Source organism: Oceanibacterium hippocampi, from assembly GCF_900172325.1.
GTDB classification, from domain to species: Bacteria; Pseudomonadota; Alphaproteobacteria; order Sneathiellales; family Sneathiellaceae; genus Oceanibacterium; species Oceanibacterium hippocampi.
Genome location: NZ_FWFR01000004.1, coordinates 25,609 through 39,636 on the forward strand (window position 1 = coordinate 25,609; position 14,028 = coordinate 39,636).

Annotated in this window: 12 protein-coding genes; 3 read left to right on the plus strand and 9 right to left on the minus strand. The window is 66.2% G+C overall.

Annotated elements, in window-relative coordinates:
- Positions 1-5: 5 nt before the first annotated feature.
- Positions 6-1,367, minus strand: coding sequence for an MmgE/PrpD family protein (locus OCH7691_RS19015; protein WP_176245166.1), 1,362 nt, complete (start codon positions 1,365-1,367; stop codon positions 6-8).
- Between the two features lie 109 nt (positions 1,368-1,476).
- Here OCH7691_RS19015 and OCH7691_RS19020 point away from each other — a divergent pair, with 109 nt between their 5' ends.
- Positions 1,477-2,715: an acetyl-CoA hydrolase/transferase family protein gene (locus OCH7691_RS19020; RefSeq protein ID WP_085885192.1), complete on the plus strand. Its 1,239-nt coding sequence runs from the start codon at positions 1,477-1,479 to the stop codon at positions 2,713-2,715.
- 42 nt (positions 2,716-2,757) lie between these two features.
- Positions 2,758-3,531, plus strand: coding sequence for a GntR family transcriptional regulator (locus tag OCH7691_RS19025; RefSeq protein WP_085885193.1), 774 nt, complete (start codon positions 2,758-2,760; stop codon positions 3,529-3,531).
- 13 nt (positions 3,532-3,544) lie between these two features.
- Here the strand turns inward: OCH7691_RS19025 and OCH7691_RS19030 are convergent, their stop codons facing one another.
- The 7 genes from OCH7691_RS19030 to OCH7691_RS19060 form a co-directional block, all read right to left on the minus strand.
- Positions 3,545-4,669, minus strand: coding sequence for a CaiB/BaiF CoA transferase family protein (locus tag OCH7691_RS19030; RefSeq protein WP_085885194.1), 1,125 nt, complete (start codon positions 4,667-4,669; stop codon positions 3,545-3,547).
- A gap of 12 nt (positions 4,670-4,681) precedes the next feature.
- Positions 4,682-5,917 carry a CaiB/BaiF CoA transferase family protein gene (locus OCH7691_RS19035; protein ID WP_085885195.1) on the minus strand — a complete coding sequence of 412 codons (1,236 nt, stop codon included), beginning with the start codon at positions 5,915-5,917 and terminating at the stop codon, positions 4,682-4,684.
- Entirely contained in the window at positions 5,917-7,089 is a 1,173-nt protein-coding gene (locus tag OCH7691_RS19040; RefSeq protein ID WP_085885437.1) for an acyl-CoA dehydrogenase family protein, read from the minus strand. Before OCH7691_RS19040 ends, OCH7691_RS19035 begins: the two co-directional genes overlap by 1 nt.
- Positions 7,090-7,113: 24 nt before the next feature.
- The gene (locus OCH7691_RS19045) at positions 7,114-7,632 is read right to left on the minus strand and encodes a MaoC family dehydratase (protein WP_085885196.1); all 519 of its coding nucleotides are present in this window, start codon (positions 7,630-7,632) and stop codon (positions 7,114-7,116) included.
- 8 nt (positions 7,633-7,640) lie between these two features.
- A complete protein-coding gene (locus OCH7691_RS19050) occupies positions 7,641-8,486 on the minus strand; it encodes an HpcH/HpaI aldolase/citrate lyase family protein (RefSeq protein ID WP_217808150.1) in 846 nt (281 codons plus the stop codon).
- 65 nt (positions 8,487-8,551) lie between these two features.
- The gene (locus OCH7691_RS19055) at positions 8,552-9,949 is read right to left on the minus strand and encodes an MmgE/PrpD family protein (protein ID WP_085885197.1); all 1,398 of its coding nucleotides are present in this window, start codon (positions 9,947-9,949) and stop codon (positions 8,552-8,554) included.
- On the minus strand, positions 9,942-10,832 hold the full coding sequence (locus tag OCH7691_RS19060) for a polysaccharide deacetylase family protein (protein ID WP_085885198.1): 891 nt from the start codon (positions 10,830-10,832) through the stop codon (positions 9,942-9,944). Before OCH7691_RS19060 ends, OCH7691_RS19055 begins: the two co-directional genes overlap by 8 nt.
- Positions 10,833-11,067: 235 nt before the next feature.
- Here OCH7691_RS19060 and OCH7691_RS19065 point away from each other — a divergent pair, with 235 nt between their 5' ends.
- Positions 11,068-11,871, plus strand: a complete 804-nt coding sequence (locus tag OCH7691_RS19065) for an enoyl-CoA hydratase-related protein (RefSeq protein WP_217808151.1) — start codon at positions 11,068-11,070, stop codon at positions 11,869-11,871.
- A gap of 30 nt (positions 11,872-11,901) precedes the next feature.
- Here OCH7691_RS19065 and OCH7691_RS19070 read toward each other — a convergent pair whose 3' ends face one another.
- Positions 11,902-13,941 (minus strand): TRAP transporter large permease subunit, encoded by a 2,040-nt coding sequence (locus OCH7691_RS19070; RefSeq protein WP_085885199.1) that lies wholly within the window; start codon positions 13,939-13,941, stop codon positions 11,902-11,904.
- Positions 13,942-14,028 lie beyond the last annotated feature (87 nt).

Consider the following 14,028-nt stretch of genomic DNA (forward strand, 5'->3'; position numbering starts at 1 on the left):
TTCGGCTAACTGGCGGCGCGGAGTGCTTCGCCGAGAAGGGTCTTGAGGCGCGCAACCGGGGCATCGTCGGCGAGGTCGAGCGCCGCTTCGATCAGCCGGTCGCCCATCGCGGCGTCGAGGCCGGAATGGGCCATCAGCTGGCGGGATTTTCGCAGCACCGCGTCGCGCGACATCGGATTCTCGGAATCGCCCCAGGCGTCGTCGATGGTCCGTTCCAGGCGTTGGCCGTTCTTGAGCACCACGGTGACGGCGCTTCCGAAATGACGGGGATACGCGGCGGTGAACGCTGCCGACCGCTGCACGGTCGCAAGGCGGCGGAGGGCCGCGACCGGCTCACGGCCCAGGGCGTCCGGGGCGAAGGCCTCCATCGCGGGGGGGCCGTCGACAAGGGCGACCGCGACCGAATGCTGGAGACTGAACTTGGCTTCCGTTTCGGTATGCGGTTCGGCGCGATCACAGAAGGTCACCGCGTCGCCGTAGGTCGCGATCTCGATGGCGGCAATGGCGTCGAGCGGGGTGCTCCCGCGCAGTGCGAGGGCGGCGTCAATGGCGGGATGTGCATGACGGCAGGCCGGCCAGGGTTTGAAACTGGTGTCGTGGATCTGCCAGGGCGCATCAGGCTCGGCAAGCACGGCGGCGGGATCGCCGCCTTCACCGCACAGCGCCCGGAAGAAGCCCTGCGGTCCCTCGAGAATGAAGCGCGGGCCGGTCAGGCCGGCGTCCGCGAGCGCCGCTGCGGCGGCTCCGTTCCGCGAGGCTTCGGCGCAATGAAAGGGCTTGGTCATGACCGGTTCGTGCCGGCACTGCCAGAGCCCGCCGCTGACGCTGACGGCATTGCCTGCCGCCGAGACAAGTCGTTCATGCGAAAGCCCGAGAAGGCTGCCGGCGGCAATCGCCGCGCCGAACCCGCCGCAGCTTGATGTGTTGTGGAAGTAAGCGTAATGGTCCGGTCCGACCGCGCGGCCGAGCCGGATCATCGCCTCGTAGCCCCGCACCACGGCGTCGAGAAAGGCCATGCCATTCCTACCGTTCGATGCCGCGAGCGTGGCCGGCAGGATGACGGGGCCGGGATGAAGCAGGGCGGTGCGGTGCACGTCATCCATTTCGAGGATGCTGCCGAGGCCGCCGAGCCCGAAGGCCAGGGCGTTCATGTCGGCCAGCCGCGGGCGGCCGTGCCCGGCGAACAGCGAGGGGGCGAGCCCATCCGCCAGGATTGCCCCTGCTTCGCTCCCGTGGCCGGCGAGGGCGCAGCCCAGCCAGTCGACGAGGTGAAGCGCCGCGCGCGCGCGGGTGTCGGGTGCGACGGGGCGGCCGATCTGCTGCACCAACCGTTCGACCACTCCGGCCGATTGCCCGTCCACGTTCACAGCGATGGCGCTCCTGTATCAGGAAATTGACTTGACCCGAAAATTTGTCCGGACATATTTACCGAAAGGGCGGCGAGCCGCAAGACCGGAATTCGGGGAGTAAGCATTTATGCGGATGATGACGGCTATCGAAGCGGCGAGGCTGGTCAAGCCGGGCGACACGGTCTTCCTAGCCGGGTGCTGCGGCGAGCCGGCCGCGGTGCTCGAGGCCGTCGAGGCCGATCCGGAACTCTGGCACGACGTGCATATTATCGGGGCCTTCATCCCGGGAGTAAACGTCCGCAACTACGCGGCGCTGGGGCGCGGCACGCGGGTCTCGACGACCTTCGCGACGCCGGCGCTCTCGGCGCCGGAGAATGGCGGGCGGGTCGGACATCTGCCCGTTCACTACAGCGATCTGGACCGTCTTCTCGCGCAGCCGGGTTTCGTCGATATCGGTTTCGTGCAGGTGCCGCCGCCGCGCCCGGACGGGAGGGTGTCGTTCGGACTGACCGTCGATTTCCTTCCCTCTGTCGCCCGGGCGGGCGCCCGGCTCGTCGCCCTGATCAATCCCGCGATGCCCGATCCGGTCGACGGCCCGACGCTTCCGGTCGACCGCTTCGAGGGTTTCGTCGCGGTCAACACCGATCTGCCCAGTTACGATGCGGGCCCGCTCGACGAGACGGTGCTGGCCGTCGCCGCCCATGTCGCCGGGTTGATCGAACCCGGGGATACGCTGCAGCTCGGCCTGGGCAAGATGCAGGCAGCGATCCTGCAGCGGATCGACGGCCATCGGGGACTCGGCTTCCATGGCGGGATGATCTCGACGCCGATCGCCGCGGCGCTGCGGAACGGTGTCTTCTCCGCCGGTATCACCACCGGTGTCGCCCTCGGGACGCCGGACTTCTACCGCATGATCACCGACTATCCCCGGATCGCCTTTCGGCCGGTCGGCGTGACCCATGGCCAGGCCGCGATCGCGGCCATCCCGCGCTTCACCGCCGTCAATTCCGTGCTCCAGGTGGACTTGTACGGCCAGGCGAACGCGGAGATGATGGGGCGGCGCCAGGTGAGCGGCCAGGGCGGGCTCGTCGACTTCGTCCGCGGCGCCCGTCAGTCGGAAGGCGGCAAATCGATCCTGGCGCTGCCATCGACCGCGAGCGGCGGAACCGTCAGCCGGATCCAGCCGACACTCGCCGCCGGCGCGCCGGTGACGGTGGCGCGTGCCGACGCCGACCTGGTGGTCACGGAATTCGGCGTGGCCAGGCTCCGGCATGCATCGATAGACGAACGGGCGGAAGCGCTCATCTCCATCGCCAATCCCTCATTTAGAGATTGGCTTCGCGCGGAATGGCAGTCAAAACGATAACCACCGACGGAAGAGACAGTTCGATGCGCAAGGAAACCAACGATGGGTAAGACGACACCTGCTCAGGCCGCCACACGGGGCGAGTCGCGGCGCTATTATCAGGTGAGTAACATCCTCATGCAGCGCATCGAGGAGGGGGTCTACAAGCTCGGTGAACTGCTGCCGACCGAGGTCGAACTGTGCGAGGAGTTCGAGATCAGCCGCTATACCGTGCGGGAGGCGCTGCGCCGGCTGATCGAGGCCGGCCTGGTGACCCGTCGGCAGGGTTCCGGGACGCAGATCATCGCGACCCAGAAATACACCAACTACGCCCACACGATGCGCTCATTGAGCGAACTGTTCGAGTATGCGTCCGATACGGTGATCAGTTTCGACCTGATCGAGGAACGCCTGCCCGCGCCCGAGCTCGCCCGCCATTTCGGCGACCGGGCGGAGGAAAGCTGGCTGTACATGGAAGGCGTCCGTACCGACCGGGAAGGCAAGCGGCCGATCTGTTTCACGCGCGTCTTCATCGACACCCGCTTCAACGGTATCGTCGGCGAACTGCAATCCCACGGCAGCGCGATCTACGCGCTGATCGAGGACCGCTACAAGATCAATGTCGACGATGTCGAGCAGGAGATCCGGGCCTTGCCGATCACCAAGGCGGCGGCCAAGAAACTCGACGTGCCACAGCGGGAATACGCGGTCCAGATGGTGCGGCGCTATGTCAGCAGCGAAGGAAAACTGATCCTCGTCTCGATCAGCGATCACCCGAGCTCGCGCTTCTCCTACACGATGCATCTGCGCCGCGAAGGCATGAAAGGGTCGAGCTAGCCGCCCGAAGTCCCTACTTTCCCGGGATCTTACGTGGCGCGTAATGGTCGGTATCAGCGCCCAGTCGCGGCAATGAGAAATCGAGCTTCGCGGGTTCGTTGCGGAATTTCACCGGGCAGCCGATATGGAGATTTCCATCTTCGTCACGGAGCAGCATCTCGCGGTGTCGGACATGGTCGCGGTGAAACGCCTCGTGCAGGTCGAGGACCGGCGCGAAGCAGATATCCTTGCCGGCGAACCATGCTTCCCAGTCATCCCGGGTCCGTGAACGGAAGGTCGCCCGCAGGAATTCCTTGACCGGGTCCTGGCCGGGGCCGGGCGCGCCGCAGGCAGTCTCGATCAGGTCCTGCCGCTCAAGGGCGGTCAGGAGATTGACCGCGAACTTCTTCTCGACGCCACCCAGTACGATGTATCGGTCGTCAGCGGTTTCGTAGGTGTTGTAAAGCGCGTAACCGCCGAAGGAGCGTTCCTCCTTGACCCGCGGCGGCCGGTTCTCGGCAAAGACCGGACCGACCACGTTGGGCAGCCACGCCATCGTCGAATCCTGCATGGAGATGTCGATATAATCGCCCTGGCCTGTCCGCTGGCGCCCGATAAGGGCCATCAGGACGCCGGCCAGCGCGGTGTAGGAACCGGCCATGTCCGCCACGGGCATGTGCGGGTTGGTCGGTTTGCCGTCGGCCCCCAGGTTGAGCGAGACCACGCCCGAGAGCGCCTCGATGGCGATGTCGTGGGCCGGGCGTTGCGCGTCCGGCCCGTCCTGCCCGAAGGCCGATATCGAGACATAGACAATGCCGGGATTGATCGCGCGAAGGTCATCGTAGCCGATGCCGAGCCGGTCCATGACGCCGGGCCTGAAGGCCTCGACCAGGACGTCGGCGGTCTTCGCGAGCGCCAGAAAGGCCTCGCGATCCGTCTTGTCCTTCAAATTGAGAACGATGCTCTTCTTCCCGCGATGGGTATTGCGGAACCAGACGCTCTCGCCGTTGGCACGGTAGCCGACGCGGCGGACCGGTTCGCCCTCTCCCGGCGGTTCGAGCTTGATGATCTCGGCGCCCTGATCGCCCATCATCTGGGTCAGCATCGGACCCGGCAGGAACTGCGACAGGTCGAGTACGCGGATACCTTCCAGCTTCATGGTCGTTCCATCTCAGATGATCTTCCGGGCGCGGAGATCCGCGATCTCCGCGTCGCCATAACCGAGTTCATTCAGGATGCCCTTCGTGTCGGCGCCAAGCATCGGCGCCGGCCGGGCGGCGAGCCGCTCGCCGTCGACGCGGATCGGGTTCGATACCGCGCGGAAATCCGCCTTGAGAGGATGGGCGATCGTCTGGATGCCGCCTTGCTGCTGGAAATAGGGATTGTCCAGCGCGCCGGCCAGGTCCAGCACCGGTGCGACAGGGAGATGACCCTGCATCAGCGCCATCCATTCCGCCGTCGTCTTCTCGCCCAGACGCGCGTCCAGGTGATCGACCAGCAGATCGCGATTGTCGAAGCGGTCACGCGGTGTGGTGAACCGCGGATCGTCGAGCCAGGCAGGACGCTCGATGATGGCGCAGAGCCGCTCCCAGAACTTCTGCTGGACGCACATGATGAAGATATGGCCGTCCCGGGTCGGGAACAGCTCGCAGGGGACCGCCGACGGGTGGCCCGAGCGCGGCCGGCGTCCGGTTGCCTCGCCGGCGTTCAGATACCAGGTCGCCGGATAGGTAAGCTGATGCATGGCCACGTCGTAGAGCGTGACGTCGATATCGCGGCCCTTGCCCGTGCGCGCGGCGCCGAGCAGCGCGGCGGTCATCGCGAAGGCGGTCGTGATGCCGGTCAGGTAATCGACGACGGACAGGCCCATGCGAGTCGGAACCTGGCCCGGCTCGCCGGTGAGCGCCATGAAGCCGGCTTCCGCCTGGAGCAGATAGTCGTACGCCGGCCAGTTGGCGCGTTCACCGGTGCGGCCGTAACCGGACAGATGGGCGCAGATGATTCCGGGCTTGATGTCGCCGAGCGTCGCGTGGGTCAGGCCGAGCTTGTCGGGCAGATCGCCCCGCAGGTTATTGACCACCGCGTCGGCGGTGCCGACGAGGCGGTGAAAGATCGCCCGTCCCTCGGCCGACTTGATGTCGAGCTGCATGCTCTTCTTGCCGAGATTGAAGGCCTGGAAGAACTGGCTCTCGTTGTCGCCCAGGAAATGGGCGCCGGCCTGGCGCGCGCTGTCGCCGCCGGGCGATCGCTCGGTGGCCGGCGGTTCGATCTTGATGATCTCGGCGCCCATGTCCCCGAGGTAAAGCGTCCCGAACGGGCCCGCCCCATACTGCTCGACGGCAATGACACGAATGCCGGCCAGCGGCAGTGCGCCCCTGGCCGGCTCGTTCGCGGACGTCCCCGTCATTACGCCGGGTACCTTTCCAGCATCTGCTTGGCGATGATCATCAGCTGGATCTCGTTGGTCCCTTCGCCGATACACATCAGTGGCGCGTCGCGGAAATAGCGTTCGACGTTGTATTCCTTCGAATAGCTGTAACCGCCGTGGATACGCATCGCCTCGAGCGAGTTGGCGACCGCCGCTTCCGACGCGAAATACTTCGCCATGCCCGCTTCCATGTCGCAGCGCTCACCACGGTCGTAGGCACGTGCCGCGTCATAGGTGAGGAGCTTGGCCGCGCGCAGCCGCGTCGACATCTCGCCGAGCTTGAGCTGGATCGCCTGGTGCTGCGCGATCGGCTTGCCGAAGGTCTTGCGCTCCTGGGCGTATTTCAGGCTTTCCATCAGGGCCGCCGAGGCGAGGCCGCAGCCGCGCGCAGCGATGTTGATCCGCCCGAGTTCCAGGCCGGACAGCGCGGCCTGCATGCCGCGCCCCTCTTCGCCGCCGATCAGGTTCTCGGCGGATATGCGGTAATTGTCGAAAATCAGTTCGGCACTGTCGACGCCCTTGTAGCCGAGCTTCTCGATCTTGCGGGAAACGCGGAAGCCCTCGTGCTTCTCGGCGATGAACATCGACATGCCCTTGTGGCGCGGCTCGGCATCGGGGTCGGTCTTGACGAGCAGCGCGAAGCAGCTGCCGTAGATGCCGTTCGTGATCCAGGTCTTGGTGCCATTGATCACGTAGTCGTCGCCGTCGCGCACCGCCCGCGTCCGGATCGCCTGAAGATCGGTACCGGCGTCCGGCTCGGTCAGGGCGAGGCCGCCGCGGATCTCGCCGGTGGCGAAGCGCGGCAGGAAGCGGCTGCGCTGCTCCTCGGTGCCGGAGCGGTTGACGCAGGCGGCCATGATCAGATGGCTGTTCAGGACCCCCGACAGCGACATCCAGACCGCGGCGATCCGCTCGATGATCATCGCGTAAGTGGTCGCCGACAGGCCGAGCCCGCCGTAGTCGACCGGGATCGTCGCGCCGAACAGGCCGAGTTCCTTCATCTGCTCGACCATCTTGATGGGATATTCGTCGGCGTGGTCGAGGGCGCGGACATGGGGGCGCACCTCGCGTTCGAGCCACTTGTCGATCGAATCGAGGATCATCTGGTCTTCCGGGGAGAGCCCGGACGTCGCGCTGTTGTCATCTGTCATGGCATTCATCCTTCCGCGGCGGGGTCAGTATCCCGCCTTTTCCTCGACGTCATAGCCACGCTTGGCGATCAGCATCGAGCGCTCGAACTCGCACACGACCTTGCCGTCCTGGTTGAAGCCCGTCGTCTTGATGCTGACGATACCGGCATTCGGGCGCGACTTGCTTTCGCGCTTGTCGAGAACTTCCGACTCGGATGTCAGGGTGTCGCCGGCGAACAGCGGGAAGGTCATCCTGATTTCCTTCCACCCGAGATTGGCAATCGCCTTCTGGCTGACATCGGTCACGCTCATCCCGACCATGATTCCCACGGTGAGGGGCGAGCAGATGATGCAGCGGCCGAACTCGCTGTGCTTGGCGTACTCGGCGTCGAAATGCATGGGGTGGGTGTTCATCGTCAGAAGCGTGAACCAGGTATTGTCGGTTTCGGTGATCGTCCGGCCGGGCCGGTGCTCGTAGACGTCCCCGACGGTGAAATCCTCGAAAAAGCGTCCGAAGCTTTCACGGTAACGGTTGGGCGCAACTTCCTTGCTGGTCTTCACCATTTGATTCTTCACTTCTTTTCATCTGTTTGACCGATGCCGTGGAGCGCGAGAATTCGCTCCATGGCGCGAATGACCGGGCGTTCAACGAGCTTCCCGTCGACCACCGCGAGACCCGTCTCGCTCGCGCGATAGGCTTCCATGACCCGCTCTGCGGCGGCGACCTCGTCCGGGGTCGGACTGAAGGTCGCGTTCACGACAGCGACGTTGGACGGGTGAATCACGCCCTTGCCGGTAAAGCCCAGCGCCTTGGCATGCCGGGCGTCGGCGCGGACCACCGCCTCGTCGCGGAAGGCCAGGCTCGGAACGTCGAGGACGTCGATTCCCGCGAGCTTGGCGGCGTGGACAACGCGCGAACGTGCATAGAGCAGCGGTGTCTCGCTGATCTCGACGCCGAGTTCCGCCGAGAGGTCGGCGCCGCCGAACATGGCGAACACGATGCGCGGGCTTGCCGAGAGGATGGGAACGACATTCTCGAGGCCCTCGACGCTCTCGATCAGCACGCCAAGGCCGAGCGACAGTCCGGACTCCGACAACAGATCGTCGACCCAGCGGACCTCGTCGGCGGTCGCCACCTTGGGCAGGAAGATCACGCCGGCGTCGGGCCGGGCCGCGATCACGGCGAGCAGATCGCGCAGACCTTCCGCCGAGCGCGGCGAGTTGATGCGCAATGCCCGCTCGACACGCGGGTCGGCGCGGAGGAACGGCACGGCGATGTCGCGGGCGATCGCCTTGCGGGTCGGCGCGACGGCGTCCTCGAGGTCGATGCAGACGATATCGGGTCCCGCCGCCAATGCCTTGGCATGGACTTCCTCGCGGTCGCCGGGCGCGAAGAGCAGGGACCTGCGTGCCCTCACGGGGCGGCCGGAAGCGGATTTGCCGTTGTCGTGCGTGATCGACCGGGGCGCGGGGCTGTGACTGTTCACGACCGTTCGTCCGCCTGCGTGAGATCGACGAGTGTGGCGACGTCGTCGAGGGTCTCGAGCCGGTCGACGGCATCGATCAGCGCATCGACTTTCGGCGCGGGAAGAGGTCGGCTGCCGTAGCCGGCGCAGCGACGGAACTTGTCGACATTTTCCGCCGGGCTCAGCGGCGCGGCCGGATGGCCGTAGGCGAACGGCAGCGTGATCTGCAGATTCCGGCCGTCCCGGAGCGTCACCTCGACGGTCTGCGGGTTCATGGCGTTGGCGTCGGGATTGGCGTCGAGCTTCACGTCGACGAGTCGGGCGTAGCGGTGGACATCCGCATCGGTCAGTGCGGCGCGTCCCATGAAATCGGGGACGTCGACGCGGCCCCTGGCGAGAAAGACCCCGGCGACGAAGCGCAGGCAGAGCTTGGCATAGTTCGCTTCCGGGGCGTCGGTCAGCGGACGCCCGACCAGCCTGTGAACCAGCGGCGGAACATGGCAGGTGACCCCGGCGACGTCGTCGGCGGAGAAGCCGTGCCGGGCGATCAACTGGCGCAGGGCATCGATCGTCCCATGCGTCAGCCGTCCGCTGGGGAACGGCTTGTGCGACATTTCCAGCATCTGCCAGTCTTCGCCGAGGCGCGCCAGGAACGGCTCGAGATCGTAGCGGTTCTGTTCGAAGAGCCGGAAATAGCCGTACTGGCCGGTCAGGATATCGTGCGGGCCGCGGAACCCGGCTTGCGCGATGTCGGCCGAAACGATGGCCGCGCGGGCATTGAAGCCAACCTGCATGCCGAGCAGCGGCGATCCTTCGACATGCGGCTGCAAGGTGCCGCTGGTCTGCGAATATTGCGCGCCGAGCGCGTTTTTGAGCGTGAGTCGGTCGAAGCCGGCGATCTTGCCGATGGCAGTGACCGCGCCAAACCCGCCGGCCGTCGCGGGGCGGAAGAATTCGAGCGGCGCATCGGTGACGACGCCGAGCATGGTCGAGACGTCGACGCCAAGTGCGAGGGCCGTGATCAGGCTCTTTCCGTCGACCTTCCCGCCACGGGCGCGGGCCCGTTCGCTCCAGGCCATGACGGCGGACAGAATGGTCGCCATCGGATGCAGGACGGCGGCCTCGTGCACGCAGTCGAATTCCAGGCAATGGGTCTGGTAGGCGTTGACGATTGCCGCCGCCTGGGCCGGCAGCCGTTCGCCGGTCAGCCAGACGCGTGCTTCGTCGCTGTTCCCCCAGCCGGCGGCGACCTGTTTCAGTTCGGCGATACCGGCGCCAGACGAGCCGGCGATTCCGACGCCGATCGTATCGAGCAGGAATGTCTTGACCCGGGCCGTGACCGCCGGCGGCAGGGCTTCGTAGCCGGTCGAGACGACATGGTCGGCAACCCTGTCCAGCGGATTGGCGTCAGCCATGAACGGCCTCCGAGGTCGGGGCAGGGACCTGGGCGGCGAAATGCCGGGCGATGTCGAGGCGCGGCGCGCACCAGACGTCCTGATGGCTCACGACATGCTGGATGAACTGCTCGAGCGCGGCGATACGGCCAGGCCGGCCGATGATGCGCAGATGCAGGCCGAGCGACATCATCTTCGGACCGTCGGCGCCTTCCTCGTAGAGCCGGTCGAAGGTGGCGACCGCGTATTCCAGCCACTGCGCCGGCGTGTAGCCCGGCGCCAGCCAGAACTTCATGTCGTTGGTATCGAGGGCATAGGGGACGATGACCAGCGGCTTCAACCCGTCGGACGTCTCGACCAGCTGCCAGCGCGGGGTGTCGTCCGACAGGTCGTCCATGTGGTACTCGAAGCCGGCCTCGACCAGCAGGCGATGGGTGCGGTCGGTATGGAGATAGCGCGACAGCCAGCCATAGGGCCGGGTCCCGGTCGTTGCCTCGATGCTCTTGACCGCCTTGTCGATGAACTCGCGTTCGCGTGCCTCGTCGTAGGAGAACTGGTGGATCCAGCGCCAGCCGTGGCTGCAGGTCTCGTGCCCGCCCGAGGTGATCATCGTCGCCAGTTCGGGCGCGTTCTCGAGCGACATGGCAGCCGCGGTCACCGTGGTCGCGATCCGATGCTTCGCGAAGGCGCCGAAAATTCGGGCGGCGCCGGCCCGCACGCCGTACTGGTAGTTGCTTTCGTTCACATAGTTCCGGATCGGCGCCTTGAGCGCGACGCCGAGTTCGTCCACCGGTTCCGGCCCCTTGTCGCCCCGCGCGGTCGACATTTCCGAGCCTTCCTCGATGTTGATGACGAAGGACATGGCCAGGCGCGCATCATTCGGCCAGGTGAACGATCGGTTCATTCGTGAGCACTCCGCTTATGCAAGATCGAGAGCGCCCGCCCCGTGGTAAGGACATCCATCCGGAACCGGCGCCATCATGCGAGCCGCATATGATTTGTCCGGACAAATTCATCGGAGCGGGGAGGGTTTGTCAAGCCCGAGTTTACTCCCGCGCCGACAAAAGTCGCTTGACTTCGAGAGGCCCGCGCCGATCTTGTCCGGACAAATTGACGGCATTCGAACACGGGAGCGCACGGTGGAACCGACGGACGGATGGGTGACATTTGCTGATGGCGCGTTGCGCCTGATGCCCTCTCGCGTCGCCCTGCTCGAGATCAACGCGCCGGAAAGGCGCAATGCGCTCTCGCTGGCAATGTGGACGGCGATCGAGGCCGTGGCCGAGCGGGTGGAGGCAGACGAATCCATCCGCGTCCTGCTGGTCCGGGGAGCGGGCGGAAAGGCCTTTTCCGCCGGCGCCGATATCGGCGAATTCGCCGACGTCTATGCGACGCCCGAAAGCACGGCGGACTACAATGCCCGGGTCCGTCGCGCACAGGCGCGGCTCCGCGACCTGCCGCGACCGACGATCGCCGTCGTCGATGGCGTCTGCGTCGGCGGCGGATGCGGTCTGGCACTCGCCTGCGATCTGCGGTTCGCCGCGACCGATGCCCGTTTCGGCATCACCCCGGCCCGCCTGGGGCTGGCCTACAGCTATGCCGACACCGCGCAGCTCGTCGAGAAGGTCGGCCCCGCACGCGCCAAGGACATTCTTTTCTCCGGGCGCCTTCTCGAGGCCGGGGAGGCGCTTGCCATCGGCCTTGTCGACAGGCTCGCGGCGCCGGAGGCGCTGACCGGGACGGTTGCGGACTATGCCGAGGGACTGGCCGCCCTGTCGCAGACCTCGATCCGCGCGGCCAAGGCGATCATCAACCGGCTGGCGGATCGCCAGGCCGAATCCTCTGCGGACATGGATGCGCTTTTCTCGGACAGCTTCTCGGGGCCCGATTTCAGGGAAGGCTACGCGGCGTTCCTGGCGAAGCGCCGCCCGGTCTTCGGCTAGCGATCCGGGCCGCCTGACCGGACAGCGCGCTCAACTGTTGGGTAGCCAGAGCGCGATTCCCGGCAGCAGGCACAGCAACAGCACCGTCACCAGCATGGCGCCGATGAAGGGCAGCGTGCCGACCGCGATCTGGCGCAAGGTCACGTTCCCGCCCAGCCCCTGCAGGATGAACAGGTTCATGCCGACCGGCGGCGTGATCAGCCCGATCTCGGCCATGATGACGAGGATGATGCCGAACCAGATCGGGTCGAAGCCGAACTGCTGCGACAGGGGGAAGATCACCGGCAGGGTCAGTACGAGCATCGAAATCGAATCGAGAAACATCCCGAGGACGAGGAAGATCGCCAGGATGATCGCAAGCACGACCCAGCGGTTGAGGTCTGCATCCAGCACGGTCGACATCAGCCGCTCCGAGACCCTCAGGAAGTCGAAGCCGAAGGTCAGGATATTGGCGCCGACCACGATCAGCAGGATGAACGAGGTCACGAGCACCGTCTCGGCGATTGCCTCGCGCAGCGCCGTCACCGTCATGCGGCCGCGCAGCAGGCAGGCGATCAGCGCCAGGATCGCGCCCAGGGCGCCGATCTCGCTGGGCGTCGCGACACCGCCATAGAGCGAGAAAATGATCATGAAGACGAGCCCGATGACGATCCCGGTATCGATCAGGCTGTCGCGGTTCAGCGGCAAATGCCGGCTCTTCGGCAGCATCGGCGCGGCCTTGCGGTCGAGCGTCGCCCACAGGGCGATCAGGAGCGAGAAGGCGCCGACCATCAGGATCCCGGGCATGATCCCGGCCATGAACAGCCCGGTGATCGGGACCCCGACGGTAATGCCGTAGATGATCAGCGGGACGCTCGGCGGAATGAGGATCCCGAGCGTGCCGCCGGCGGCGATGGTGCCGTAGGCGAGCCGCGGGTCGTAGCCCCGCTCGGTCATTTCCGGGCAGGCCACCTTGCCCATGGTCGCTGCCGTTGCGACGCTCGATCCGGAGACGGCGGAGAAGATCGCGCATCCGGCAATGCCGGCGTGGGCGAGGCCGCCCGGCAGGCGCGCGAGCAGGCGCGCCGCCACCGCGAAGAGTTCACGACTGAGACCGCTGCGGACGAGCAGGGCGCCCATGAGCACATACATCGGCACGGCCGTCAGCGCGAAGCTGTTCACCGAGTTCCAGGCGCGCTCAGCGATCGTGGCGGGGAACGGCACGGGGGTCACGAAATAGATCGCGCAGATGCCGCAGAAGCTGAGCGCGAAGGCGATCCGGATACCGAGCGCCAGCGCGCCGATGATGAGAATGGCGAGGGCCGCGATCATCCAGTCGAAGCCGCTCATCCGCGCCAGCACCAGGCCGATCGAGCCGAGGGCGACCAGCAGCGCCACGCCGATGAAGACGCGGAACCCGCTGGCGACGGCGGCGCCGGTCAGGACGCTTGCCGCCAGTGCCAGGCTGCCATAATCGAACCGGGTTCCGGGAATCAGCGGCGGGCGCTGGCCCATGGCGATCAGCAATCCCGCCGTCGCGGCGAAGAGCAGATAGACCACGGCCATGCGCCGGCGCGGGCCGGCCTGTTCGATCGTGACCAGCATTGCCGCGGCCAGCGCCAGCAGCCCCGTTGCGACCGACAGTTTCGGAATCCAGGCCGGGGTCAGGAGGAGGCTGAACAGGCGGCTCCCGGTCCGGAAGTCGGAGATCACCAGCAGACAGGCCTGCCAGGCGGCGATTGCCACCACCAGAAGCGCGATCCACTCGCCCACGAGGCTCAGCACCCGGCGATGATCGGCCGACAGGCGGGCCAGGACCACGTCGACCCGGACATGCCCGCCGGCAAGATGGGTATGGGCGGCGCCGAAGAAGACCGCCGCCGCGAGCGCGTAGGTTGATAACTCGGTCGCCCAGATCGTCGGGCTGTTGAAACCGTATCGGGCGATCACATCATAGGTGGTCGCCAGTGCCATGAAGGTGATCCCGAGCCCGGCGAGGATCGCGAATCCCCCGGAAACCCCAGTAATCATGCGGGCCGGAAGACTTTTCGGGCCGGCATTTTCGCCATCGTACGAGCTTGCTGCAGTCATGCCGAGATCCGCCCTGTATCAGTTTTCCCTTGACTCGGGGTGGCCGGTACACTGAAGAATTGTCCGGACAAATTCAAGGGGAGAGAG

What these genes read in the sequence shown, in the direction of transcription:
- OCH7691_RS19020 (WP_085885192.1), top strand. Translation starts at nt 1,477, where the DNA reads ATGCGGATGATGACGGCTATCGAAGCGGCGAGGCTGGTCAAGCCGGGC.
- OCH7691_RS19025 (WP_085885193.1), top strand. Translation starts at nt 2,758, where the DNA reads ATGGGTAAGACGACACCTGCTCAGGCCGCCACACGGGGCGAGTCGCGG.
- OCH7691_RS19030 (WP_085885194.1), bottom strand. Translation starts at nt 4,669, where the DNA reads ATGAAGCTGGAAGGTATCCGCGTACTCGACCTGTCGCAGTTCCTGCCG.
- OCH7691_RS19035 (WP_085885195.1), bottom strand. Translation starts at nt 5,917, where the DNA reads ATGACGGGGACGTCCGCGAACGAGCCGGCCAGGGGCGCACTGCCGCTG.
- OCH7691_RS19040 (WP_085885437.1), bottom strand. Translation starts at nt 7,089, where the DNA reads ATGACAGATGACAACAGCGCGACGTCCGGGCTCTCCCCGGAAGACCAG.
- OCH7691_RS19045 (WP_085885196.1), bottom strand. Translation starts at nt 7,632, where the DNA reads ATGGTGAAGACCAGCAAGGAAGTTGCGCCCAACCGTTACCGTGAAAGC.
- OCH7691_RS19055 (WP_085885197.1), bottom strand. Translation starts at nt 9,949, where the DNA reads ATGGCTGACGCCAATCCGCTGGACAGGGTTGCCGACCATGTCGTCTCG.
- OCH7691_RS19060 (WP_085885198.1), bottom strand. Translation starts at nt 10,832, where the DNA reads ATGAACCGATCGTTCACCTGGCCGAATGATGCGCGCCTGGCCATGTCC.
- OCH7691_RS19070 (WP_085885199.1), bottom strand. Translation starts at nt 13,941, where the DNA reads ATGACTGCAGCAAGCTCGTACGATGGCGAAAATGCCGGCCCGAAAAGT.